21 protein-coding genes, 2 tRNA genes and 1 riboswitch are annotated in these 22,161 nt (G+C 41.7%); of the genes, 8 read left to right on the top strand and 15 right to left on the bottom strand.

Annotation, left to right across the window (positions count from 1 at the left end; all coding sequences use genetic code 11):
* Nucleotides 1-7: 7 nt before the first annotated feature.
* The 8 genes from BM375_RS06510 to mutY all read right to left on the bottom strand — a co-directional run bounded on the left by BM375_RS06510 (nt 8) and on the right by mutY (nt 4,434).
* A complete protein-coding gene (locus BM375_RS06510) occupies nt 8-271 on the bottom strand; it encodes a GIY-YIG nuclease family protein (protein WP_093364581.1) in 264 nt (87 codons plus the stop codon).
* A 50-nt stretch (nt 272-321) separates the two neighbouring features.
* Nucleotides 322-396, bottom strand: a tRNA-Val gene (locus BM375_RS06515).
* A gap of 19 nt (nt 397-415) precedes the next feature.
* Nucleotides 416-490, bottom strand: a tRNA-Val gene (locus BM375_RS06520).
* 233 nt (nt 491-723) lie between these two features.
* The gene (locus BM375_RS06525; protein ID WP_093364620.1) at nt 724-1,299 is read right to left on the bottom strand and encodes a TetR/AcrR family transcriptional regulator; all 576 of its coding nucleotides are present in this window, start codon (nt 1,297-1,299) and stop codon (nt 724-726) included.
* A gap of 2 nt (nt 1,300-1,301) precedes the next feature.
* Nucleotides 1,302-1,775, bottom strand: coding sequence for a hypothetical protein (locus BM375_RS06530; protein WP_093364622.1), 474 nt, complete (start codon nt 1,773-1,775; stop codon nt 1,302-1,304).
* A gap of 17 nt (nt 1,776-1,792) precedes the next feature.
* Complete coding sequence (gene pheS / locus BM375_RS06535; protein WP_093364624.1) at nt 1,793-2,833, bottom strand: phenylalanine--tRNA ligase subunit alpha; 1,041 nt, start codon at nt 2,831-2,833, stop codon at nt 1,793-1,795.
* A gap of 87 nt (nt 2,834-2,920) precedes the next feature.
* Nucleotides 2,921-3,364 (bottom strand): single-stranded DNA-binding protein, encoded by a 444-nt coding sequence (locus BM375_RS06540; protein ID WP_093364625.1) that lies wholly within the window; start codon nt 3,362-3,364, stop codon nt 2,921-2,923.
* Nucleotides 3,365-3,366: 2 nt separating this feature from the next.
* On the bottom strand, nt 3,367-4,434 hold the full coding sequence (gene mutY / locus BM375_RS06545; protein ID WP_093364627.1) for an A/G-specific adenine glycosylase: 1,068 nt from the start codon (nt 4,432-4,434) through the stop codon (nt 3,367-3,369).
* Between the two features lie 99 nt (nt 4,435-4,533).
* On the opposite strand from mutY, the gene BM375_RS06550 reads away from it, so the two are divergent.
* The 4 genes from BM375_RS06550 (at nt 4,534) to BM375_RS06565 (ending at nt 8,133) form a co-directional block, all read left to right on the top strand.
* Nucleotides 4,534-5,715: a DmpA family aminopeptidase gene (locus tag BM375_RS06550; RefSeq protein ID WP_093364629.1), complete on the top strand. Its 1,182-nt coding sequence runs from the start codon at nt 4,534-4,536 to the stop codon at nt 5,713-5,715.
* Entirely contained in the window at nt 5,684-6,787 is a 1,104-nt protein-coding gene (locus tag BM375_RS06555; protein ID WP_093364631.1) for a serine hydrolase domain-containing protein, read from the top strand. Before BM375_RS06550 ends, BM375_RS06555 begins: the two co-directional genes overlap by 32 nt.
* An 11-nt stretch (nt 6,788-6,798) precedes the next feature.
* Nucleotides 6,799-7,545, top strand: a complete 747-nt coding sequence (locus BM375_RS06560) for a cysteate racemase (RefSeq protein ID WP_093364633.1) — start codon at nt 6,799-6,801, stop codon at nt 7,543-7,545.
* 87 nt (nt 7,546-7,632) lie between these two features.
* Nucleotides 7,633-8,133, top strand: coding sequence for an ecotin (locus BM375_RS06565; RefSeq protein WP_093364634.1), 501 nt, complete (start codon nt 7,633-7,635; stop codon nt 8,131-8,133).
* Nucleotides 8,134-8,175: 42 nt separating this feature from the next.
* Here BM375_RS06565 and BM375_RS06570 read toward each other — a convergent pair whose 3' ends face one another.
* From BM375_RS06570 to BM375_RS06585, 4 genes are all read right to left on the bottom strand, one after another.
* Nucleotides 8,176-8,508, bottom strand: a complete 333-nt coding sequence (locus BM375_RS06570; protein ID WP_093364636.1) for a Rieske (2Fe-2S) protein — start codon at nt 8,506-8,508, stop codon at nt 8,176-8,178.
* 80 nt (nt 8,509-8,588) lie between these two features.
* On the bottom strand, nt 8,589-10,394 hold the full coding sequence (typA, locus tag BM375_RS06575) for a translational GTPase TypA (protein WP_093364637.1): 1,806 nt from the start codon (nt 10,392-10,394) through the stop codon (nt 8,589-8,591).
* Between the two features lie 77 nt (nt 10,395-10,471).
* Nucleotides 10,472-11,662, bottom strand: a complete 1,191-nt coding sequence (gene kbl, locus BM375_RS06580) for a glycine C-acetyltransferase (RefSeq protein WP_093364639.1) — start codon at nt 11,660-11,662, stop codon at nt 10,472-10,474.
* 111 nt (nt 11,663-11,773) lie between these two features.
* A complete protein-coding gene (locus BM375_RS06585) occupies nt 11,774-13,021 on the bottom strand; it encodes an ABC transporter permease (protein ID WP_093364640.1) in 1,248 nt (415 codons plus the stop codon).
* A gap of 192 nt (nt 13,022-13,213) precedes the next feature.
* Here BM375_RS06585 and BM375_RS06590 point away from each other — a divergent pair, with 192 nt between their 5' ends.
* Both BM375_RS06590 and BM375_RS06595 read left to right on the top strand, forming a co-directional pair.
* Nucleotides 13,214-14,494: a replication-associated recombination protein A gene (locus tag BM375_RS06590; protein WP_093364642.1), complete on the top strand. Its 1,281-nt coding sequence runs from the start codon at nt 13,214-13,216 to the stop codon at nt 14,492-14,494.
* Nucleotides 14,495-14,549: 55 nt separating this feature from the next.
* Nucleotides 14,550-15,083 carry a transposase gene (locus BM375_RS06595; protein WP_093364644.1) on the top strand — a complete coding sequence of 178 codons (534 nt, stop codon included), beginning with the start codon at nt 14,550-14,552 and terminating at the stop codon, nt 15,081-15,083.
* 81 nt (nt 15,084-15,164) lie between these two features.
* On the opposite strand, the gene metE is transcribed toward BM375_RS06595, so the two are convergent.
* The 3 genes from metE to nagA form a co-directional block, all read right to left on the bottom strand.
* Nucleotides 15,165-17,480, bottom strand: coding sequence for a 5-methyltetrahydropteroyltriglutamate--homocysteine S-methyltransferase (metE, locus tag BM375_RS06600; protein ID WP_093364645.1), 2,316 nt, complete (start codon nt 17,478-17,480; stop codon nt 15,165-15,167).
* Nucleotides 17,481-17,555: 75 nt separating this feature from the next.
* Nucleotides 17,556-17,659, bottom strand: a riboswitch (SAM riboswitch).
* 90 nt (nt 17,660-17,749) lie between these two features.
* Nucleotides 17,750-19,390 carry a glycoside hydrolase family 10-like protein gene (locus BM375_RS06605; RefSeq protein ID WP_093364647.1) on the bottom strand — a complete coding sequence of 547 codons (1,641 nt, stop codon included), beginning with the start codon at nt 19,388-19,390 and terminating at the stop codon, nt 17,750-17,752.
* Nucleotides 19,391-19,462: 72 nt separating this feature from the next.
* On the bottom strand, nt 19,463-20,575 hold the full coding sequence (nagA, locus tag BM375_RS06610) for an N-acetylglucosamine-6-phosphate deacetylase (protein ID WP_093364648.1): 1,113 nt from the start codon (nt 20,573-20,575) through the stop codon (nt 19,463-19,465).
* 253 nt (nt 20,576-20,828) lie between these two features.
* On the opposite strand from nagA, the gene BM375_RS06615 reads away from it, so the two are divergent.
* Both BM375_RS06615 and BM375_RS06620 read left to right on the top strand, forming a co-directional pair.
* On the top strand, nt 20,829-21,215 hold the full coding sequence (locus BM375_RS06615) for a RidA family protein (protein WP_093364650.1): 387 nt from the start codon (nt 20,829-20,831) through the stop codon (nt 21,213-21,215).
* Nucleotides 21,216-21,218: 3 nt separating this feature from the next.
* Nucleotides 21,219-22,127, top strand: a complete 909-nt coding sequence (locus BM375_RS06620) for an EamA family transporter (RefSeq protein WP_244525844.1) — start codon at nt 21,219-21,221, stop codon at nt 22,125-22,127.
* Nucleotides 22,128-22,161: the final 34 nt, after the last annotated feature.

The raw sequence follows: 22,161 nt of genomic DNA on the forward strand, positions 1-22,161 counted from the left end.
CGACTGCTCAGTCGGAATGCCCTGAACCAGCTGAGCTAATCAAGTTGATCAAACGCTTGCGGCTCTTCCAAGATTTTATTTCTTGTTCACGATCCATGGCTTGTAATTTTTCCTCATATATTTCGGTGTAGACTATTCGCCAATCTGAGGTTCTGCCCGTAAACCCACGATGATGGTTATTATGTTTTTTGAGCCTATCGAATAAATCTGAAGTATAGCCAACGTAATATCTATCCAACGCTGAGGAATATAGCACATATACGAAATACATAATCAAAAGTCTATATACTAACAAAGCATCGATAAATCGATGCTTTGTTGTGGGAGATACTGGGTTCGAACCAGTGACCCCCTGCTTGTAAGGCAGGTGCTCTGAACCAGCTGAGCTAATCTCCCGAGGTTCTTTTATTTTGTGTGGAGAATACTGGATTCGAACCAGTGACCCTCTGCTTGTAAGGCAGATGCTCTGAACCAGCTGAGCTAATTCTCCAAAGCCTTGCGCTTATTGCGTGTGCAAATATAGGTGTAAAATCTGATTTGCAAAATTATTTCTTTGATTTTTTTATGTTTTTTAGACAAGATACTAAGACACAATGTTATAAAATTTAAGAGATATAGATAGTCAGATGGAGCAATTTATAAAGGGCATACAAAGCTTTTCCAATATTCGATTCTATCTCCGGTTTTAGTAAATCTTTTGGAAGTGAAAAAAAAAACAGATTTTTACAGCAATGTAGCTTCTACTAGGTAAGGTAACATTTCTTTTTGGAAAGAAATAAAATTCTTACGTACATCGGCATCGGTAACTGCCGTAAAAGCGAAAGAGAAAACAATGTTTTTGCTGCACTTGATAAGAAAGGTTAGTCGTTCTTCCGATACCGTCTGTGCGATGGTTTCATTTTGGATAAATGTGCTTAGCAACAAAAATTCTAAATCTTCAGAAAGCGTTTTAAGATATTCTTGAGCGTTGGCGGACTCCCGAATAAATTCCCACCCCACAAATTCATTACACACGGTATAAGTAACCCTACTGACCCGAAGAATTGTATTAGCCAAAAAGGTGGACAAATCTTTCTCTCTTACATTTTTATCGAGAATATCCTGCACATTTTCGCGGATGTAGTCCATCAGCACAGCATGCAGAATAAGCTCTTTACTCGCAAAATGTTTATAGAAAGTAGCCTTAGCTATGTTGGCATGCTTAGCTAATTGGTTAACACTGGTTTTATTATAACCGTAGTGTCTGAATAATTCCCGAGCTGATTTTTTTATCGTCTGTACAACCAAATCCGCTTCCATTGCTAATTCTGCACGTAAAAAATATTTCCACTTTGTCCAACACGATATGGCTTTAACGGGCACTCAGCCAACTCTGCCGGAGAACCATCCCTTAACAACCATTTTGCCCCAGACTCTCTGTCAACAATCAACATCCCCTCGACATACACCCGATTTCCTTTTTCTGGGTTCACGGTACTGCAACGGTCATAAGCAATCAACTGTGGGTTGCTTTGCGTCCCCATATTATAAACAATCAGTCCCGCATACCCACCATCGGCATATGCCCAGCCATTTGTCGCAAAAACACCGATATGCTCTGCCTGATTGATATTTGTATTAAATGAACGATCAGGAACGACATTACAAGAACCACCTGAACAACTCCACAACAACAAAAGAAAGACAGAAAGCAACAAAGGCAATTTTGCCTGTGTCTTGAAGACATAAACAAAATTGCCTTTATCCTGTATTTTTATTGTATTCTCTAGTAGCACTCCGTTTTCCTTAAGGATTAGATAATTTCAGTTTCAAACTGGGATAGGAAACGCACATCGTTCTCAGAGAATAGGCGCAGGTCACGAATTTCGTACTTTAAGTTGGTAATACGTTCGATCCCCATACCAAAAGCAAACCCTGAATATTTCTTGCTATCGATACCACAGTTTTCCAATACATTTGGATCAACCATACCGCAGCCCAAAATCTCTACCCAACCGGAATATTTACAAAGGTTACAGCCATCACCTTTACAGATGGTACAAGAAATATCCATCTCAGCAGATGGTTCCGTAAAAGGGAAATAGGATGGACGAAAACGTACTTTTGTACCTTCGCCGTAAAGTTCCTGCACAAAGTGAAACAACGTTTGTTTAAGATCGGCAAAAGAAACATTTTCATCTACGTACAAGCCTTCAACCTGATGAAAAAAACAGTGTGCACGTGCGGAGATAGCTTCATTACGATAAACACGTCCCGGCATAATCGCACGGAATGGTGGTTTGCCCATTTCCATCAATCGCACCTGTACAGAAGAAGTATGTGTCCGTAGGGCAATATCATTACCATCTCGTTTTTCTACGAAGAAAGTATCCTGCATGTCTCTTGCTGGATGTTCAGGGGGAAAGTTTAATGCAGAGAAGTTATGCCAATCGTCTTCAATTTCCGGACCTTCCGCTACAATAAACCCAAGTTTCTTGAAAATCTCTACGATTTCCTTCCGCACCAACGAAAGCGGATGCCTTGATCCCAGTTGGAATCCTTCACCCGGGAGCGTCAAATCGCCTTCTTCGCGTTTATTCTGTGTAGACGGCGCTCCTGCAAACTGACTTTGCGCCTCATTGAATTTATTTTCAGCAAGTTGCTTAAACTCATTCAGGACCTTTCCCAGCACTCTTTTTTCTTCTGGGGAAACCGTCTTAAACTCTTCAAACAACGCTTTAACAATACCTTTGGAAACCAAGAATTTCAACCGAAAATTCTCCACATCCGTTGCGTTGGACGGATTAAACTGGTTGATCTCTTCGGTGTACTGTTTGATTTTATCTTGCAACATAATGCCAAAGATACGGCAAAATATTAGAACATTGCAAAAGGCGATAACACAAATTGGAGACACTACACATAGCGTCTCCAATCCAGATTAAAACGGCAAACCGTCCGAATCGTTATCATTTTCTGTGAAATCGACTTCCTGCTCTTTTTCTTCCTCCTGCGTTTCTTCGGCCACGGCAGGTTTCTGAACTTGTCCAAAATCGGAAGGGCGTCCCAATACCTTAAAACTCTCGCCTACAACTTCGGTCACAAAACGACGGGTTCCTTCTTTGTCTTCATAATTACGGGTGCGTAACTTGCCTTCGATATAGACCAACCTTCCTTTTTGCAAATACTTAGCTGCCATTTCCCCCAGATTCCGCCACATCACAATATTATGCCATTCCGTGTGCTGCATGCGCGCACCATCCTTAGAATAATGCTCTGATGTTGCCAAAGGAAAACTGGCTACGGTGATATTACCTTCCAAATAACGAACCTCCGGGTCTTTGCCCAAATGCCCTACTAAGATTACTTTGTTTACGCTTGCCATAATTAGAAGTCTGGGTTAGTTAGATACTCGTTTCTCTCTAAAAAAGAAAATATAAGTTTATGTTTGGCTAATTTATCTATTTTTTCCAACAAAAAATAATCCCAGTTATTTTTTGTTGTTTTTATATCCGCAGCACTTTCAACCACGTAAAACCGGGCATGGATATTCTGGTGGCTCAGCACATGCTTCACCACAGACCCCACCGGTGTCAGCATCAGTCCGTTTTCAAAATAATGTTGAAATTCCGGCTGATCCTGCAATTGGTCAACCGCAACTTCTTGGGCTGTCTCTATACTCGGAAATTCATAAAGATTCGCCCAGACATCCCCTTCTTCCCTTTTCGCCATCAGCATTTTCCCTTGCTCACGAACGATAAAATAATGAAAATAACGGTTTTTGCTTTTCTTTCCTTTCAGCTTAATTGGAAGTTCTGCTACACGATCCAGTGCATAAGCAACACAGTCTAATCGAAAAATGCAGGTTTCACAATATGGATTTTTCGGCTTGCACTGTATTGCTCCAAAATCCATAATCGCCTGATTGTATATTCCCGGGCGGTCTTTATCCAATAACTCTTGCGCTAAAGCCGCAAATTGCTTCTTTCCATTCGTCGAGTTAATCGCCTCAGCAATGCCAAAATATCGTGATAGAACACGATATACATTGCCGTCCACAACAGCTTTGGGTTCATTGACAGAAAAAGAAGCTATCGCCGCAGCGGTATACTCCCCCACTCCCGGGAGTGTAATCACATCAGCATAGCTCGTAGGAAAATATCCTGCAAAATCATCCTGCACGCGCTTAGCCGCCTTGTGCATATTTCTTGCTCGGGAATAATAGCCCAACCCTTGCCACAACCGAAGAATATCTTCCTCTGGTGCTTCTGCAAATTTCGTTACAGTTGGATAATGTTCCAAGAAACGATAAAAATAGGGCATACCTTGCTCCACTCGAGTCTGCTGCAAGATAATCTCAGAAAGCCATATAATATAAGGATTATGCGTATTCCGCCATGGTAAATCTCGTCCATACTCGCTATACCAATCAATCAACTTTGAGGCAAATGACATGCACAAAGGTGTGTATTTTTTTCATTAAGTCAACGCTATTTTTTTTAACACAACATGCCTAAAATTTCTTATAATTGCATTATCACTTAAATTTATGACATGAAAATTTACGTTATCTCTTTGGTAATTTTTTCCCTATCCACAAGTATCTTACCAAATGTTTTCGCACAGGAGCAACGTGGTCGTATTCGGGACTTTGGCATCAGTATCGGCATTTTACCAACTGGGCAACATAATGCTATCACAGATGTCAGTGGTGTAAAAGTCGGCCACACGACTTTGATTCAGGGTGCAGATATCCGCACCGGAGTAACCGCGATTCTACCTTATACAGGTAATATTTTCCAAGAAAAAGTTCCTGCTGCGGTATATGTGGGAAATGGTTTTGGCAAAATGCTTGGTATTTCGCAGATTGAAGAGCTTGGCAATATAGAAACACCTATTTTACTGACCAATACCTTGAACGCTCCTATTGTTGCCAACGCCCTTATTGACTACATGTTGTCATTACCTGGAAATGAAGACGTCCGCTCGGTGAACAGTGTTGTGGGAGAGACCAACGATGGCGGACTAAATGACATCCGTGGTCGGCATATACAAGCATCTCACGTCATAGAAGCCATACATACTGCTGCCGCGGGTCCTATAGCGGAAGGAAACGTTGGCGCCGGCACGGGCACGGAATGTTTGGGATTCAAAGGCGGAATAGGCACCGCTTCTCGCAAACTCCCTTCTTCCAAAGGCGGATATACAGTAGGCGTATTGGTTCAATCAAACTTTGGTGGTGTATTAGCCGTTAACGGAGCTCCAATAGGACGTGAATTGCGGAATTTTTACATGAAAGACCCCAAAGACACTTATAAGGCTGATGGCTCCTGCATGATTGTCATTGCTACAGATGCGCCACTTTCTTCCAGAAATCTAAAAAGACTGGCAAAACGATCATATATTGCTTTCGGAAATGTTGGAGCATTCTCTTCAAATGGAAGTGGAGACTATTCTATAGCCTTCTCTACACATCCCGATGTTCGAATTCCGCACAACAGCAAAGACATGGAACTGACAACAATAGATATAAACAATAATGATATGTCGGCTCTGTTCATGGCTGTATGGGAAGCCACCGAAGAAGCTATTCTAAACTCCATGTTCATGGCCGAAGACATGAAGGGCCGTGATGGACGGGAATTAAAAGCTATTCCTATCCAACAAACTTTAAAGATTATGAAAAAATATAACAGCCTGCAACATGATAAGCTTCCAAGGGCCATTGAAAAATAGTGTACTGATCTTGTTTATTTTCTTATTTGGGCTACACCATAGCTTTGCCCAACAGGAACAGGAAGCTATTCAGGTTATTGCTGAAAAAGCGGGAATACCAGGATTGCAAATCCTCCACCAAAAAGATGGTGAACGTCGGTCATTCGTATATGGTGTCAAACATAGCAAAACCCAGAACCTTATTAACGAGAAGACCATATTCCAGGCAGCATCGTTAACGAAGGTTGTCACCACCTACCTTTTTCTCCGTTTAATGGATCGTGGCTTGATTGCATTAGACCGACCGCTTTGGGACTATTATTCTTATGACCGTTTACAAAATACGCCAAACAAAGAACTTATCACGGCGCGTATGGTGCTGACACATCGTACAGGGCTTCTGAACTGGCAAGGAGATGTTCCAACAGATGCTTGGCGAGCCACTCCCCTAACGTTACAGTTCCTCCCTGGTAGCAATTACATGTATTCGGGAGAAGGGTTTTACTTTCTGCAAGAGACCTTGGAGCATATCTCGGGAAAAAGCTTCCAGCAACTTGTAGAAGAAGAAGTACTACTGCCTCTTACCATGGACAATTCTGCAATCCTCTGGAAAGATACCCTTGAAGAAAATATTGCTTATGGACACTCTGATATAGCGCACCCACGGAACTTGGGTAAATATCTGAAAGCCAATGCGGCCTACACGTTATATACCACCGCTGAAGATTATACCAAATTTATACTGAGGGCACTACTAAATGGTGAAGGCATTTCTCCAACAGCTCACCAGTTTTTATTGAGCAAACAGTCTGATGTCAGTAAAGGCAGTACCGCCTCAATAGATGATATATTTGTGCCCTGCTCTTTGGGGTTACGTCTACAAGTCAACGAAGTAGGAACTGCGCTTTGGCACACGGGTTCTAACCCAGGTTTCCGTTGTTTCTTTATAGCCTATCCTCAAACCAAAGAAAGTCTGGTGGTGTTCATGAATACGGACACTGGTTTTGTCGCCATGCGCGAACTATTGGCTCTATTTTTGAATAAGTATCAAACATTCTGGGCGTATGAGTGGCGCCAAGGTGAATTGGATTAACAAAAAAAAGTATGATTGGAATTGTAGGGGGAGTCGGCCCCTTAGCCGGCGTAGATATTGTAACTAAAATCATCGAAGAAACGAAAGCAAGTACGGATCAAGAACACCTACCGGTTATTCTTTCTTCCCAACCGCATCGCATTGCGGATAGAACAGCTTATTTATTAGGGAAAACGAATGAAAATCCAGCTTTTGCCCTAGCACAGATTATACAGGAACTTGAAAAAGCAGGTGCATCTGTAGTAGCCGTACCTTGCAATACAGCGCATTCTCCTCGTATCTTCGATGTCGTTCGTGAAGAATTGGATAAGGTCTCCTGCGGTGTCAAGCTATTACATTTGGTTGAAGAAACTGCGCGCTATATCGTGGAGCAGCACGGCAATATTGCTGTCGGCATCTTAAGCACAACGGGAACAAGAAACACAGGGCTATACCGCAATGTATTAGATCAAAATGGGCTAACACCCATCGAGCCGGACGACAACTGGCAAGAGAAAATACATACAGCCATTTACGATACAACATACGGTATTAAGGCTATCTCTTCTCCGGTAAGCAACCGTGCTCGCCAAGAAATTCTTGAAGCGATTGCCGAACTAAAAAAAGCTGGGGCACAGGCTGTAATATTAGGTTGCACAGAACTCCCTTTGGCCATCCACGAGAAAGAAAGTGCGGGGTTACCCATCATTGACCCCAACCGTATTTTGGCAAGGGCTTTGATACAACAGCTTAATTCAGAAAAATTAAAAGGTGATTAAACCTTTTATTAAAATTATATTCTTTTATAACAAAATGTAGCGTTACAATATTTCGATACGTTTACATTGAGTAAAATAAAAAAGAATATGAAAAATAACATTTTAAAAACAGTAGGTTTAATCGTAGCCTTATTCACAGTAAGTCATTTTACTATGGCACAAACCGTTAACAAACAAGACTTATCCATCTTTCCTAAAGCGGAGGCGGGTTATAAGCAAATGGTTATTGAAGTCCCTCATTCCAATAAGGACAATCAAAAGAGAATTGAATTTATGGTTGGAAAGATGATGGAGGTCGATGGCTGTAATCAATTCGGTTTGACCGGCACTTTAGAGAAAAAGGATCTAGAAGGATGGGGATATTCCTATTATATTTTTAAAACAGAAGGCCATGTAATCAGCACACAAATGGCCTGCCCTGGACAACCGAATAGAAACCTGTTCGTATCGGCACAACCCGAAATGACAGATTACAACGGGAAGCTACCGATCGTGATATATGTTCCCGAAGAGTATGAAGTCCGCTTCAAAATCTATAAAGCTGAGGAAGAGATATACCATGCTGGTGAAATCACTTCTAACAAATAAATATTAAGTAATAAACGAGGTCTAAAGACCTCGTTTATTACTTTAAAATATTTTCTTCCACCAAGGCTTTCTAAACCCTACATACCATTTCCCGTTTTCTTCCCTTACTGGAAAAACATCGATATAATTTCCCTGACCAACATCTCCTTTTCCCGTCTGCAAATCAAATCGGTGCCGATGGTAAGGACAAACTAATTTACCTTCTTCACACCAACCTTGGCTTAAGTCTGCTCCTGCATGTGGGCAACGGCTACCCGTAGCATAAAGTTTCCCTCTCAACAGCAGTAAGCACAATCGCTTGCCCCCGACAACCACTTTCTGTATCTTGCCCTCTTGTTGAGGCAGCTGAATGACATACCAAGTTAACTTCTCCATGATTAAAAATAACCATAAAAAACAAAGGAGCAAAGACATTGCTATCTTTGCTCCTTGTTCTTGTATGTTATTACTAACGCTTATTGAAATTTCTTAGCGTTAATTTTTCTTTCGTTTTCAGTCAAGTAAATCTTGCGCAGACGCATAGACTGTGGCGTTACCTCGATGTACTCATCCGCTTGGATATATTCCATACATTCTTCCAAAGAGAATTTGATTGCCGGAGCGATACGTGTATTGTCATCAGAACCAGAAGCACGCATATTTGTCAATTGCTTACCTTTGGTAACATTAATCGTCAAATCGTTATCACGGATGTGTTCACCTAAGATCTGTCCTTCGTAAATCTCAACACCTGGATCAACGAAGAAGCGACCACGGTCTTGCAACTTGTCTATAGAGTATGCAGTTGTCGAACCTGTATCCAAAGAAATCAATACACCTGCCATACGCTTAGGAATAGTTCCTTTCCAAGGCTCATATCCTTTCAGACGGTGTGCCATCACAGCCTCACCAGCTGTCGCCGTCAATACGTTATTACGCAAGCCAATGATACCACGTGAAGGAATAGAGAACTCTAAATGTTGCATATCGCCCTTAGCTTCCATAATCAATAACTCACCTTTACGCTGTGTTACCAATTCGATTACCTTACCGGATACCTCCGCTGGAACGTCTACAACAAGTTCTTCGATAGGCTCACATTTCACACCATCAATTTCTTTAACGATAACCTGTGGCTGACCAACTTGCAATTCATAGCCTTCGCGACGCATAGTCTCGATCAAAACCGATAAGTGAAGGATACCACGACCATATACCAACCAAGCATCTGGAGATTCTGTAGGAACTACACGCAATGCTAGGTTTTTCTCCAATTCTTTTTGCAAGCGGTCGTATATATTACGCGAAGTCACCAATTTACCTTCTCTACCAAAGAAAGGAGAGTTGTTAATTGTGAACAACATGTTCATCGTTGGCTCATCAATGCTGATAACTTCTAATTGTTCTGGGTTTTCAAAATCAGCAATAGTATCACCAATATCAAAACCTTCGATCCCAACTACTGCACAGATATCACCAGCATGTACTTCAGGCACCTTAATACGGCCCAAGCCCTCAAATACCTGTAATTCTTTTACGCGGGATTTTACGATTTTACCATCACGTTTTACCAACGATACTGGTTGGTTTTCTTTAATCGTTCCACGAGCTACACGACCGATAGCGATACGACCTACGAAAGTCGAGTAATCCAGGGAAGTAACTTGCATTTGCAATGTACCTTCGGAAACCTTAGGTGCAGGAATATGTTCAACAATCGCGTCCAATAAATCGGTGAAGTCGGTTGTCGGTTTTTTCCAATCGGTAGACATCCACCCTTGCTTAGATGACCCGTATAATACAGGGAAGTCCAACTGGTCTTCCGTTGCGCCCAAATTGAAGAACAAGTCGAATACATTCTCATAAACTTCGTCAGGGCGACAGTTCTCTTTATCCACTTTGTTGACAACAACAATCGGCTTGATACCCAAACCTAAAGCTTTTCCTGTTACGAAACGTGTCTGTGGCATTGGTCCTTCGAAGGCATCCACCAATAACACAACACCATCCGCCATTTTCAATACACGCTCTACTTCTCCACCAAAATCGGCGTGACCAGGGGTATCAATGATGTTGATCTTGAAATCTTTGTATTTTACAGAAACGTTCTTTGATACGATGGTAATACCACGCTCACGTTCCAAGTCATTATTATCCAGGATCAATTCTCCTGCATTTTCATTTTCTCTAAATTGATTGGTAAAATAAAGAATCTTATCAACCAAAGTAGTTTTACCGTGGTCAACGTGTGCGATAATCGCGATATTTCTAATGTTCTGCATTGAGCAATAATGTATTATAAAAAAATTGAGGTGCAAAGATAATTATTTTGCACCTCAATTTTTGCTTTTTTATGTTATTATTTTATTACGTCTAACTCTTTACCGACTTTAGTAAAGGCAGCGATAGCTTTATCAAGGTGTTGAATATCGTGGCCTGCGGATATTTGCACGCGTATTCTTGCTTTCCCCTGAGGTACAACCGGATAGTAAAAGCCAATCACGTAAATGCCCTCTTCCAACATTCGCGCAGCAAACTCTTGTGCCAATTTCGCATCGTATAGCATCACTGGAACAATCGGATGGAAACCCGGTTTGATATCAAAACCAGCCTCGGTCATCTTCTCACGGAAGTATTTCGTATTAGCCTCCAATTTATCACGCAACTCTGTGGTCTCACTCAGCATATCCAGAACAGCAACAGAAGCCCCTGCAATCGCTGGAGCTAAGGTGTTCGAGAATAAGTATGGTCGTGAGCGCTGACGCAACATATCAATGATTTCTTTCTTGCCCGATGTAAAACCGCCAGAAGCACCACCTAAAGCTTTACCAAGTGTTCCTGTAATAATGTCCACACGGTCAATCACATCGAACAATTCATGTGTACCACGGCCTGTCCTACCGATAAAACCCGAACAGTGGGATTCATCAATCATCACCAACGCCTCATACTTGTCCGCTAAATCACAGATTTTGTCCAAAGGAGCTACCGAACCATCCATTGAAAAAGCTCCATCTGTAACGATAATACGATGACGAGCTCCGGAAGCCGCTTGAAGTTGTGCCTCTAAGTCGGCCATATCGCAGTTTTTATAACGGAAACGTTGCGCTTTACACAAACGCACACCATCAATAATAGATGCGTGATTCAATTCATCGGAAATAATCGCATCTTCTGCTCCCAATAATGGTTCGAAAACACCACCATTCGCATCAAATGCTGCCGCATACAAAATTGTATCTTCCGTACCCAAAAACTTGGATATTTTCGCTTCCAATTCCTTATGTACATCCTGCGTACCACATATAAAACGGACGGAGGACATGCCATAGCCATGAGTGTCGATAGCCTTTTTCGCGGCTTCAATTACTTTCGGATGAGATGACAGCCCCAAATAGTTATTGGCACAGAAGTTAATTACTTCCTGCCCAGTGCTGACTTTAATATCTGCACCTTGCGGTGTCACAATAATGCGTTCTTCTTTATATAAACCAGCCTCTTTAATTGCGACAAGTTCTTTTTCCAATACTGGTTTTAATGTTTTGTACATAATCTTAAGTAAAAAGTCAAAATTAAAAAACCCCAAAAGCACCAGCTTCCAGATATTTATGCTAAGATAAAGGTATATTTTTAAATAAACCGATGAAATCGATTGCTTAATTTACTCATATCGCAAAGCTTCCACAGGATCCAGTCTGGATGCTTTTTTCGCCGGATAGAAGCCCGAGGCTGCTCCAACACCGATACACACGGACAGGCCTAGCAGCATCCAACGCCAAGGAATAATGAAATCTGCCCCCAACGCTATGGCCAACAGATTGCCTATAGCAATCCCCAGGACAATACCTGCCAACCCACCAATAACACAGATTACGATAGCTTCCATTAAAAACTGCTTACGGATAACACTTGGAGTTGCTCCGATAGCCTTCCGAACGCCAATTTCACGTGTACGTTCCGTAACCGACACCAACATGATATTCATCAGCCCTATAGATGCTCCAAGTAAAGTGATGAACGCGATAACAATAGCCCCTAATGTAACGTAAGTGAGGTTCTGCATCAAAATCTGTGCAACAGCATCGGACTTTACAATTTCGAAATCATTAGTTTGCTTGGCATTCAGCGCCCGAACCTTGCGAAAGGTCGCGATCGCTTCTCCTTCGGCACCATCCATTTTGAATGGATCCGTTGTCATGACCGTAATAACAAAAGAGGGATTGGAGGAACTCATCATCGCCCGACCTCGAGAAATCGGAACAAAACAGGCTTTATCTGCACCAAAACCCGCACTAGAACCTTTGCTTTCTAACACGCCAACCACCGTAAACCGATCACCTCCAACAGTAATATACTCACCAATAGGGCTTTTATTATTCTTGAATAGCTTGCTCTTCACTTCCTGACCGATGATAACTACACTGTTGCTGTTTTCAACATCTTGCGCAATAAAATTCCGTCCTTCAGCCAGTTTATAACCTGAGGTCTGGAGATAGTTTTCATCGGTTCCAAGAACGCCAATATTGGGATTTGTCTTTTCAGTAAGGTATTTCACAGTAGCCCCCCAAGTTACGTTCACGTTGAGTGAAACCAGGGCATCAAAATCAAAATTCTCCTTAAATGCCAATGCCTGTCGATAGGTGATCGATGGAAACACTTTTGCTCGACTGCCCCCAGAGCCGATCTGCACATTTACACCTCGGTTTCGGATGTTGAAGGAGTTGGATCCCATCGAAGAAAACGAATTGGTCAACGAACTCTGTATAGCATCGATAGAGGTCAATACACCTATCAGTGCCATAATACCGATAGCTATAATTAAAGCGGTCAAGAATGTGCGCAGCTTATTGCTTACAATAGATTGTAAGGCCAGCTTCACATTCTCACGATAGGACATATTGACGGACATGGAAAAATCTTTGCCCCAAATTACTTGAAATAATGCACAAAAACAAAAGAGCCTATAAAATTCACGGGACAAGTGCACGAAAAAATTGATTAAACAAATCATCCATTTTGCTTAGATGTTCTATCATTCATTATAATGTGATACATTTTTCTACTATATAAAATAGATTATTTTGCTAAATTTGTTATCATTATGGCAACATCAATCCCTTTAGCGGAACGTATGCGTCCGAAGACTATTGCTGATTATATAGGTCAATCCCACATTATTGGTGAAGGCGCGGTCTTGCGCAATGCTATACAACAGGGCAGTATTCCCTCTATGATTTTTTGGGGACCTCCAGGGGTCGGGAAAACGAGTTTGGCTTTGTTGATTGCCAACGAGCTAAATCGTCCTTTCTTTTCGCTCAGCGCGATACAAGCTGGCGTAAAGGATATCCGTGAAGTCATCGATAAAGCGGAAAAGCTTCGGAACTTCAATCAGGAGCAACCCATTTTATTTATCGATGAGATTCACCGCTTCTCGAAATCCCAACAGGATTCTTTATTGGGCGCAGTGGAACGTGGATTGGTGACTTTAATCGGTGCCACAACAGAAAATCCATCTTTTGAGGTTATATCTGCTTTATTATCCCGTTGCCAAGTGTATGTCTTGGAGCATCTTTCCGAAGAAGATTTACGAGCCATTCTTACACAGTCGATTGAAAAGGATGCTTATTTACGCGAACATCCAGTAAAATTGAAAGAATACGAAGCGTTGTTTCGCTTATCTGGTGGTGATGCCCGAAAACTGCTGAATGTATTTGAACTTGTCGTACAGGCCGCTTATACGCAACAACAAGAAGTCACCAACGATTTTGTACTGAAGCAGGTACAGCAAAATATGGCGCGCTATGACAAAACCGGAGAACAGCATTATGACATCATCTCTGCATTTATCAAATCTATTCGTGGAAGCGACCCAAACGGCGCGATATATTGGTTGGCACGCATGCTTGATGGTGGAGAGGATCCAGTTTTTATTGCAAGAAGATTGGTTATATCTGCCTCTGAAGATATAGGCAATGCCAATCCCAATGCGCTATTGTTGGCAAACAACTGCTTCCAAGCCGTGAAAGTATTGGGAATGCCAGAGGCACGGATACCTTTAGCACAAGCCACAACATACCTAGCATCCTCAGCTAAAAGCGATTCCGCTTATGATGCTTTACAGAAAGCCATGACTCTGGTAAAGAAGACAGGCGATCTTTCCGTACCTCTTCATCTTCGAAATGCTCCGACCAAGTTGATGAAAGATTTAGATTATGGAGCCGAGTATAAATATGCACACGCCTATCCAGGACATTTCGTAGAACAGGAATTCCTACCAGAACCTGTTTCGGGAACACAACTTTATGAACCGAAAAACAATGCAGCCGAGAATAAAATTCGAGAAAGTCTAAAAAGCAAATGGAAAGATAAGTATGGGTATTAGAAGTCTCTTAGAACGGCAAGAAGTCACATAAACTAAAAATGAGCCGAAACAACCAATGTATAACAAATTAGACAGACGTTCCATTCGATTATACGGGTATGACTATTCACAGGAAGGGCTTTACTTCTTAACAATCTGTTGCCAAGATCGAATTTGTTTTCTTGGTGAAATTATCGCTAGCGAGATGATATTAAACGAAATTGGAAAACAAGCCAAAAATTGTTGGTTAGAGATACCCAATCATTTCAACAATGTTAAATTACATGAATATGTTATCATGCCGAATCATATACATGGAATTATTCAAATCTTAGGGGCAAAAAATTTTTTGCCCAATGAAAAAAATATTTTATATAATGGGACGAAAGATATTTCGCCCCTACGCGGGACGTCAAAAACAATAGGATCAATAGTTCGCGGATTCAAAATCGGCGTTACCAAATGGGTACGTCAAAACACGGACATATACAATTTATGGCAACGCAATTATTATGAACATATTATTCGTAGCAATGAATCTTATCAAAGGATTACTGATTATATACAAAACAACCCTCAAAATTGGATGAAAGATAAATTTCACCAATAACCCACATAGGAAAGACATAAACAAAAAAGCCCGCAACAAAATGTGCTGCGGGCTGTTCTATTTTATAATACTAACTTATTCTTAGCTTTCTGCGCGTAAGATTTTTGCAGCTTCAACCATAGCTTCCAAAGCAGCTTTAGTTTCAGGCCATGCACGTGTTTTCAGACCACAGTCAGGATTAACCCACAACTGCTCTGCTGGAACCACATTTTTAGCTTTACGCAACAATTCCACCATCTCTTCAGTGCTTGGTACACGTGGGGAGTGAATATCGTATACACCAGGTCCAATATCATTTGGATATTTGAAATCACCAGCAAAAGCATCCAACAACTCCATTTGTGAACGAGAAGTCTCGATAGTAATTACGTCAGCATCCATTGCAGCGATGTCTTCGATAATATCGTTGAACTCCGAGTAACACATGTGTGTATGGATTTGTGTATCATCGTCTACATTGGAAGAAGAAACACGGAACGCACGTACCGCCCAGTTTAGGTAATCTTTCTGGTCAGCTTTACGCAATGGAAGACCTTCGCGAATAGCCGGTTCATCGATTTGGATGATTTTAATACCTTCTTTTTCCAATGCTTGCACTTCGTCTAAGATAGCTAATGCAATTTGGTAAGTTGTAGTCGAGCGAGGTTGATCGTTACGTACAAAAGACCATTGCAAGATCGTTACCGGACCTGTCAACATTCCTTTTACAGGACGGTTAGTCAATGACTGTGCATAGGCAGACCAACGCACTGTCATATCAGCTGGACGATAAACATCACCATAAATAACCGGAGGTTTCACACAACGAGAACCGTAAGATTGTACCCAACCGTTTTTGGTAAAGGCATAACCCGCCAATTGCTCACCGAAGTACTCTACCATGTCATTACGCTCGAATTCACCGTGCACCAATACATCGATGTCCAGCTCTTCTTGCAAACGGATTGTTCTTTCGGTTTCTTCTGCGATTTCTTTATCGTATTGTTCTTGTGTAATAGCACCTTTTTTCAAATCAGCTCTCCACTTACGTACATCTTTTGTTTGCGGGAAAGATCCGATAGTTGTCGTAGCGAAAGCCGGCAAGTTGAATTTTTCTTGTTGTGCAGCTTTACGAACTGGGAAAGGAGAAGTACGTGTAGCATCATCATCTGTGATGTTTGCTGTACGCTCTTTTACCTCCGGCTTGTGGATCAAAGGTGAGGTACGACGGCTTTCTGCTGCAGCTTTGTTTGCTTCAAAACGCTCAGCTGTTTTTGCATCAACTTCGCTATCAGCCAAGATTGCTAAATCTTTCACCTCAGCCAATTTCTGCTTAGCAAAAGCCAACCAGTTTTTAACTTCAGCAGGTAAAGATTCTTCGTTATCTTCATTATCCAAATCAAAAGGCACGTGCAATAATGATGATGAAGGTGCTATCCATACGCGGTCTGTCCCTAAAGCATCTACTGCTTGTTTGATTTTAGCCAAAGATTTTTCGTAATCGTTTTTCCAAATGTTACGTCCTTCTACCACACCCAATGACAAAGTCAATGAGGCAGGAACTTTAGCCAGAACGGTATCCAATTGGTTTTCGCCACGCACTAAATCTAAGTGCAAAGCGTGAACAGGTAGATTAACAGCAACTTCTTCGTTATCGCGAAGCGCTTCGAAATAAGTAGCTACTACCAATTTGATGTCTTGAGCCGCAGCAGCAAGTTTTTCAAATACTTTGCTGTACAATGCTTTTACGTCCGCATCTATATCTAATGCCAAATAAGGCTCATCAATCTGCACATATTGTGCACCTGCAGCAGCCAATTTGGCCAAAATTTCTTCGTAAACAGGAAGCAATCTATCGATCAAATCGATACGGTTGAAACCGGCTTCTTTTTCTTTACCTACTAAAAGGTAAGTGATTGGGCCAATCAATACAGGTTTTGTTTCGACACCCAATGATTTAGCCTCGTTGTATTCGTTCAGGAATTTCTCCGAAGTCAATTTGAATTGTTGGTCTTTGGTAAATTCAGGAACGATATAATGGTAGTTCGTGTCGAACCACTTGGTCATTTCCATTGCCGTAACGTCAACACCTTCCTCCTGGAAGCCGCGCGCCATAGCAAAATATAAATCCAGGTTGTACTGGCGGTCAATCTTGTTCAACAAAGAGTTGTAGCGAGCCGGGATAGCTCCCACAGTCAATGACAAGTCTAATACTTGGTCATAGAAAGAGAAGTCGTTGGAAGGAATAAGGTCGATTCCTGCATCCTTTTGAGTCTTCCAATTGCCTTCACGGATTTTCAGTCCAGCTTGCAATAATTCTTCCGCTGAAATTTTCTTAGCCCAATATGCTTCATTGGCCTTTTTCAATTCGCGGAAAGCTCCCACACGTGGGTAACCTAAATTGTTTGTTAATAACATAAATTTCTACTTGTTTTTTCTTATCCTAAAACTATTCATGCTTTGCAGAGAAGGACACTCGGACTTGGTGACTTCAGCTTATCTTTCCCCTTAACCTTGGAGTAGAATGTAGCACCTTGTCAAGAGACAGGTTGCTAAGGCTTCATCGGGTCTAATCCCTCTACCTTTCTCTATAAGCGGTGCTAATATACGGCTTAAATTTGAAAATCACAAAATAATGTGAAAATCAGTTAAGTCTGTGCCACTTAAAAAACAAGAAGGGACTATCCTCAATGAATACGTTTAGCTTCGTAATCACTTTCGTTGCTCAACCGATCTACCGCCCTCACAGCTACTGCTTTTAATGCTTTGCCGCCCTTTGATAGCGATAGGCTTTTCTCAGTCTGCGGTCTCTCTAATATCTCATACGACCACTCATCTCCATATTGTGTATACAATATCCATTGAAATACCTCCTCCGGCTGTTGGTGCAACCATTTTGCAAATACGCTACTGGACTGCTTAGTCAACAACAGTGTCGGTGTCAGCAAAGGATTCGCTTTCAACCATGGAGAGCGCGGTATCAAGGACTGCTGCTGATAAACTTCTTTTACAGCAGAAACCATTGCCGAACTCTTGGTTAATCCAGCTATGCTCCAATGCACCGCACCTACGCTATTTGGAATAATCTGGCGGGTAGCAGTAATTTGGTTAGCGATTTCCTGCGGTCTGTTAGGAGACCGGACCTCTACTGTATTCAGTCCCGGCCAAAGGTGGCGTTTTTGAGTGTTTTCACTCTCCCACCATCTTAAAAGCGCTGTAAAACTTTGTTTTTGAGGCTCAATTGGCCAATACAATTGAGGTGTAAAATAGTCAATCCAACCTTTATTTAACCATAATTTGGCATCGGCATATAGTTCATCATATTGTGAAGAGCCTGTAACACCTGCAGGATAACCGGGCTTCCAAATACCAAATGGACTAATCCCGAACTTGACAAAATTTTTCTCTGCCTTGATCTCTTTGTATATTCTTTCGATGAAACGGTTGACATGGTCTCTCCGCCAATCAGCACGTGACAAAGTCCCACCACTATTACGGTAGGCATTCCATGTTGCATTATCTGGAAAATCAGCTCCACCATTATAGCTGGCATAAGGATAAAAATAGTCGTCAATATGCACGCCATCAATATCATAGCGTTTTACAATGTCCATCACCACCTTAGCCGCATGATCTTGTGTTTTAGGATTTGCCGGGTCAAACCAATACATGCCATTTTTCAATCGCACGACCAATTCAGGCATTTTCTTCACGAGAGATTCATTCGTTACCGCACCTCCTGCAGAGTGGTGCGCACGATAAGGATTTAACCACACATGCAACTCTAAACCTCTTTTATGCGCCTCCTCAACCCAGAATGTCAATGGATCATAATACGGAGATGGCTTCTTTCCGATCTCGCCTGTTAAGAAATAAGACCAAGGTTCATAAGGGCTATCGTATAGTGCATCGGCAGATGGTCTTACCTGAAAAACAACAGCATTAAAGTTATTTTCTTTTAAAAAATCTAAAAGCTCTATGGCTTCCCGTTTTTGGGATTCTGTAGAAAAATTATTTTTCGTAGGCCAGTTAATATTTGCTACAGTAGCTATCCAAGCTCCACGAAACTCCCGTGAAACCTCTGGCAGGTTGACTCGAAATGGTGCTTCTATTACCGCTTCCGTCACTGCCAATGGCTTGGTATCAATAGAAGGCACAACAGCTGCCGGTTGCTCCGTCACTTTCAAACCTTCGCTTTTCACGATTTCAACTTCCGGAGATTTCAATTCCTTAGCATTTCGTTTCTGCTTACGTGAAGCACAGGAAAACAAAGCTGTACTGACAATCAGCACACAAGCTATCGTACTCTTTAGGACTCTTAAATTCATAGAATGCAAAACTACACTTTTCCTTATCATCAACGAAGAAGTTTTGACTTTGCTTATCCAACCACTTAAATGTTACACAATCCGATTCCCTTCAAAATAGACAGACTCTACTTCAAAATCAGCATTGAAAACGAGAATATTCGCTTTTGCCCCTATCCGAAAACTACCGATATCATCTCTCCCAATCAATCTTGACGGATAAAGAGTTGCCATACGAATTGCTTCATCTAATGAAACATCCACTTTTTCTATACAATTCTTCACAGCTTTCAGCAACGACAAAGCAGATCCACTTAACGTCCCATCCTCCAGAACATAATGATCCCCTTCCAGTCTATGTCGGTAAATTCCTTTGTTGCATGTTGCAACCGCATCGGTAATCAGAAACAACCGCTCACCCATTAATTGTTTGCTGAGTTTCACAGCCTCAAAGTCTACATGTACACCATCGACAATAATAGAAGCAACGGCTTTCGGGTGTGTAAAAACAGCTCCCGGAAGCCCTACATCACGATGATGAAAAGGAGACATAGCATTCCAAAGATGTGTCGCCGCTTTGATACCGGCTTCAAATCCATCCACTCCTTCTTGACAAGTAGCCATACTATGCCCCGCACTTAATAAGATATTGTTGTCAAGCAATGCTTCTATGCATTCTTTGTCTACGCATTCAGGAGCTATAGTCATCATTTTAACAACGCCATCTGCATCCTGCAATACATCCTGAATGCAGGAATGGGTTGCAGGGATAATCAGCTCTTTAGGATGAGCACCTCGTTTCAACGGGTTTAAAAAAGGACCCTCCAGATGCAATCCCAAAGCTACTTTCGGTCTGCTTTCCTTAAAAACCGCTATTGCATCTTTGAATACAGCCACCGTATTTGTAGCCAGTGTTAGCATGAATGATGTACACCCCTGCTGTAACAACCTCTTCTCTATCCTATCCAACGATACTGGCGTTAACTCTGCCGAGAAAAGATCATCTCCTGCACCATAAATCTGTAAATCAATAAGCCCAGGACAGATATTTGCCTGATTTACATCAACCTGCCGATAACCTTCGGGAACGGTTTCTTTCGGAACGACTCCCTGTATCCGGTCACCCTCCATTAACAATGCATGCTTTAAATAAACTTCTTCTCTGTCGAAAATCCGTCCGTTAATCAGTGCTATTTTCTCCTCCATTGTGCAATTTATTAAAAATTTTGCCCCATTCTATACCCCTTCTGTCAATGCTGTGATAAATTATTCCTGTGAATGGATATTGCTATTCCCGAATTTGCATTGTAACTTCGCTCTATGAAGCCAGAAAATACAAAACCCGACCTGTCAAAATCATCCCGTTTTAATAGAAAAGCGATGAAAATCATGAACATCACGGCTATCACTGTATTCGTTTTGGCAATCTTATATAAGTTATTTCTATCCAAATAATATCATGTCAAAAAAAGAGATTTTAAATACAAATCAAGCACCAGCAGCTATCGGACCCTACAACCAAGCTATCAAAGCAGGTAATACTTTGTACGTATCGGGACAGATCCCGCTTATTCCTGAAACCATGGAATTAGTACAAACAGGGGTTGCAGACGAGACCCACCAAGTACTTAAAAATGTACAGGCCATATTATCAAATGCCGGATATTCGTTTAACGATGTTGTTAAGGCGAGTATTTTTATTAGTGACATGAACGATTTTGCTACTATCAACGAAGTATATGCCCAATATTTTGTGGAGAAGCAACCAGCCCGCGAATGCGTCGCGGTGAAGACCCTTCCCAAAAATGTGAATGTAGAAATTTCAGTGATTGCTTGGAAAGCATAGACAGTGGAACAACAGACAACTGAGAGCCGCAAAAATTATTTCTTAGCGGCCTTTCTCGCACCCCTGATCTGGGGCTTTATGGCTATCCCGGTACGATGGATCAAGCAATACCCTGCTGAGGACATTTTGTACTACCGCATCCTCACAGCATTACTCGTATTGGGTCTGTTTATCCTATTATTTCGAAAGCAGGCCCTCAGGCAGGATGTTTCGATCTTTAAACTGCTGGGAAAACGCGAGCAGAAACGTATTATCGGTTTAACACTGTTGGCTTCCTTTTTTATTTTCGGAAATTGGTTCACTTATATTTATGCCGTGAACCATATCAGCGTGCAGTCCGCTGCCTTTGCCTATCTCATTTGCCCATTGATTACCGCAGTAGCAGCCTATTTCCTCCTGAAAGAGCGGCTTTCCTTGCTCAAGAAAACGGCTTTGCTTATTGCCTTGCTGAGCGCAATTACCTTGGCTTCGGGGTCATTGGTCGATGCCTTATGGTCCATCAGTATAGCTACACTCTATGCGCTATATTTAATTATCCAACGGGTCGTGCAAGGCTTTGACAAATTGAACACCTTAGCTTTGCAGCTGCTCATCTGCTCTTTTTTTGTGATACCCCGACTCATTTTCAATCAGCATGCTGTACCGCAGGAGCAGATGTTCTGGGTCAGCATCCTGACCATTGCCGTGGTTTTCACCATTATTCCTCTATTCTTAAGCATGTATGCCCTGACCAGAATATCATCCACGACAACCGGGGTACTGCTCTATATCAATCCACTCATCGCATTTACCTTAGCGGTCACTTATTTTCAAGAATCAGTGGATATACATAAATATATTGCTTACGGTTTTATTCTGTTTGCAATTATCCTCTTCAATGCGGAAACGCTAAGAAGATTGGTCAAGAGATAAAGGAGTAACAAAAAATTTTGCTTTTCATTCCCAT

This window comes from Sphingobacterium wenxiniae, assembly GCF_900116225.1.
Taxonomy (GTDB): Bacteria; Bacteroidota; Bacteroidia; order Sphingobacteriales; family Sphingobacteriaceae; genus Sphingobacterium; species Sphingobacterium wenxiniae.

Coding starts and splice junctions, on each gene's coding strand:
- BM375_RS06605 (WP_093364647.1), bottom strand. CDS start 19,390: ATGAATTTAAGAGTCCTAAAGAGTACGATAGCTTGTGTGCTGATTGTC.
- BM375_RS06570 (WP_093364636.1), bottom strand. CDS start 8,508: ATGGAGAAGTTAACTTGGTATGTCATTCAGCTGCCTCAACAAGAGGGC.
- BM375_RS06595 (WP_093364644.1), top strand. CDS start 14,550: ATGTATAACAAATTAGACAGACGTTCCATTCGATTATACGGGTATGAC.
- pheS (WP_093364624.1), bottom strand. CDS start 2,833: ATGTTGCAAGATAAAATCAAACAGTACACCGAAGAGATCAACCAGTTT.
- BM375_RS06555 (WP_093364631.1), top strand. CDS start 5,684: ATGATAAGCTTCCAAGGGCCATTGAAAAATAGTGTACTGATCTTGTTT.
- typA (WP_093364637.1), bottom strand. CDS start 10,394: ATGCAGAACATTAGAAATATCGCGATTATCGCACACGTTGACCACGGT.
- metE (WP_093364645.1), bottom strand. CDS start 17,480: ATGTTATTAACAAACAATTTAGGTTACCCACGTGTGGGAGCTTTCCGC.
- kbl (WP_093364639.1), bottom strand. CDS start 11,662: ATGTACAAAACATTAAAACCAGTATTGGAAAAAGAACTTGTCGCAATT.
- BM375_RS06510 (WP_093364581.1), bottom strand. CDS start 271: ATGTATTTCGTATATGTGCTATATTCCTCAGCGTTGGATAGATATTAC.
- BM375_RS06565 (WP_093364634.1), top strand. CDS start 7,633: ATGAAAAATAACATTTTAAAAACAGTAGGTTTAATCGTAGCCTTATTC.
- nagA (WP_093364648.1), bottom strand. CDS start 20,575: ATGGAGGAGAAAATAGCACTGATTAACGGACGGATTTTCGACAGAGAA.
- BM375_RS06560 (WP_093364633.1), top strand. CDS start 6,799: ATGATTGGAATTGTAGGGGGAGTCGGCCCCTTAGCCGGCGTAGATATT.
- BM375_RS06525 (WP_093364620.1), bottom strand. CDS start 1,299: ATGGAAGCGGATTTGGTTGTACAGACGATAAAAAAATCAGCTCGGGAA.
- BM375_RS06540 (WP_093364625.1), bottom strand. CDS start 3,364: ATGGCAAGCGTAAACAAAGTAATCTTAGTAGGGCATTTGGGCAAAGAC.
- BM375_RS06585 (WP_093364640.1), bottom strand. CDS start 13,021: ATGTCCGTCAATATGTCCTATCGTGAGAATGTGAAGCTGGCCTTACAA.
- BM375_RS06550 (WP_093364629.1), top strand. CDS start 4,534: ATGAAAATTTACGTTATCTCTTTGGTAATTTTTTCCCTATCCACAAGT.
- BM375_RS06615 (WP_093364650.1), top strand. CDS start 20,829: ATGTCAAAAAAAGAGATTTTAAATACAAATCAAGCACCAGCAGCTATC.
- BM375_RS06590 (WP_093364642.1), top strand. CDS start 13,214: ATGGCAACATCAATCCCTTTAGCGGAACGTATGCGTCCGAAGACTATT.
- mutY (WP_093364627.1), bottom strand. CDS start 4,434: ATGTCATTTGCCTCAAAGTTGATTGATTGGTATAGCGAGTATGGACGA.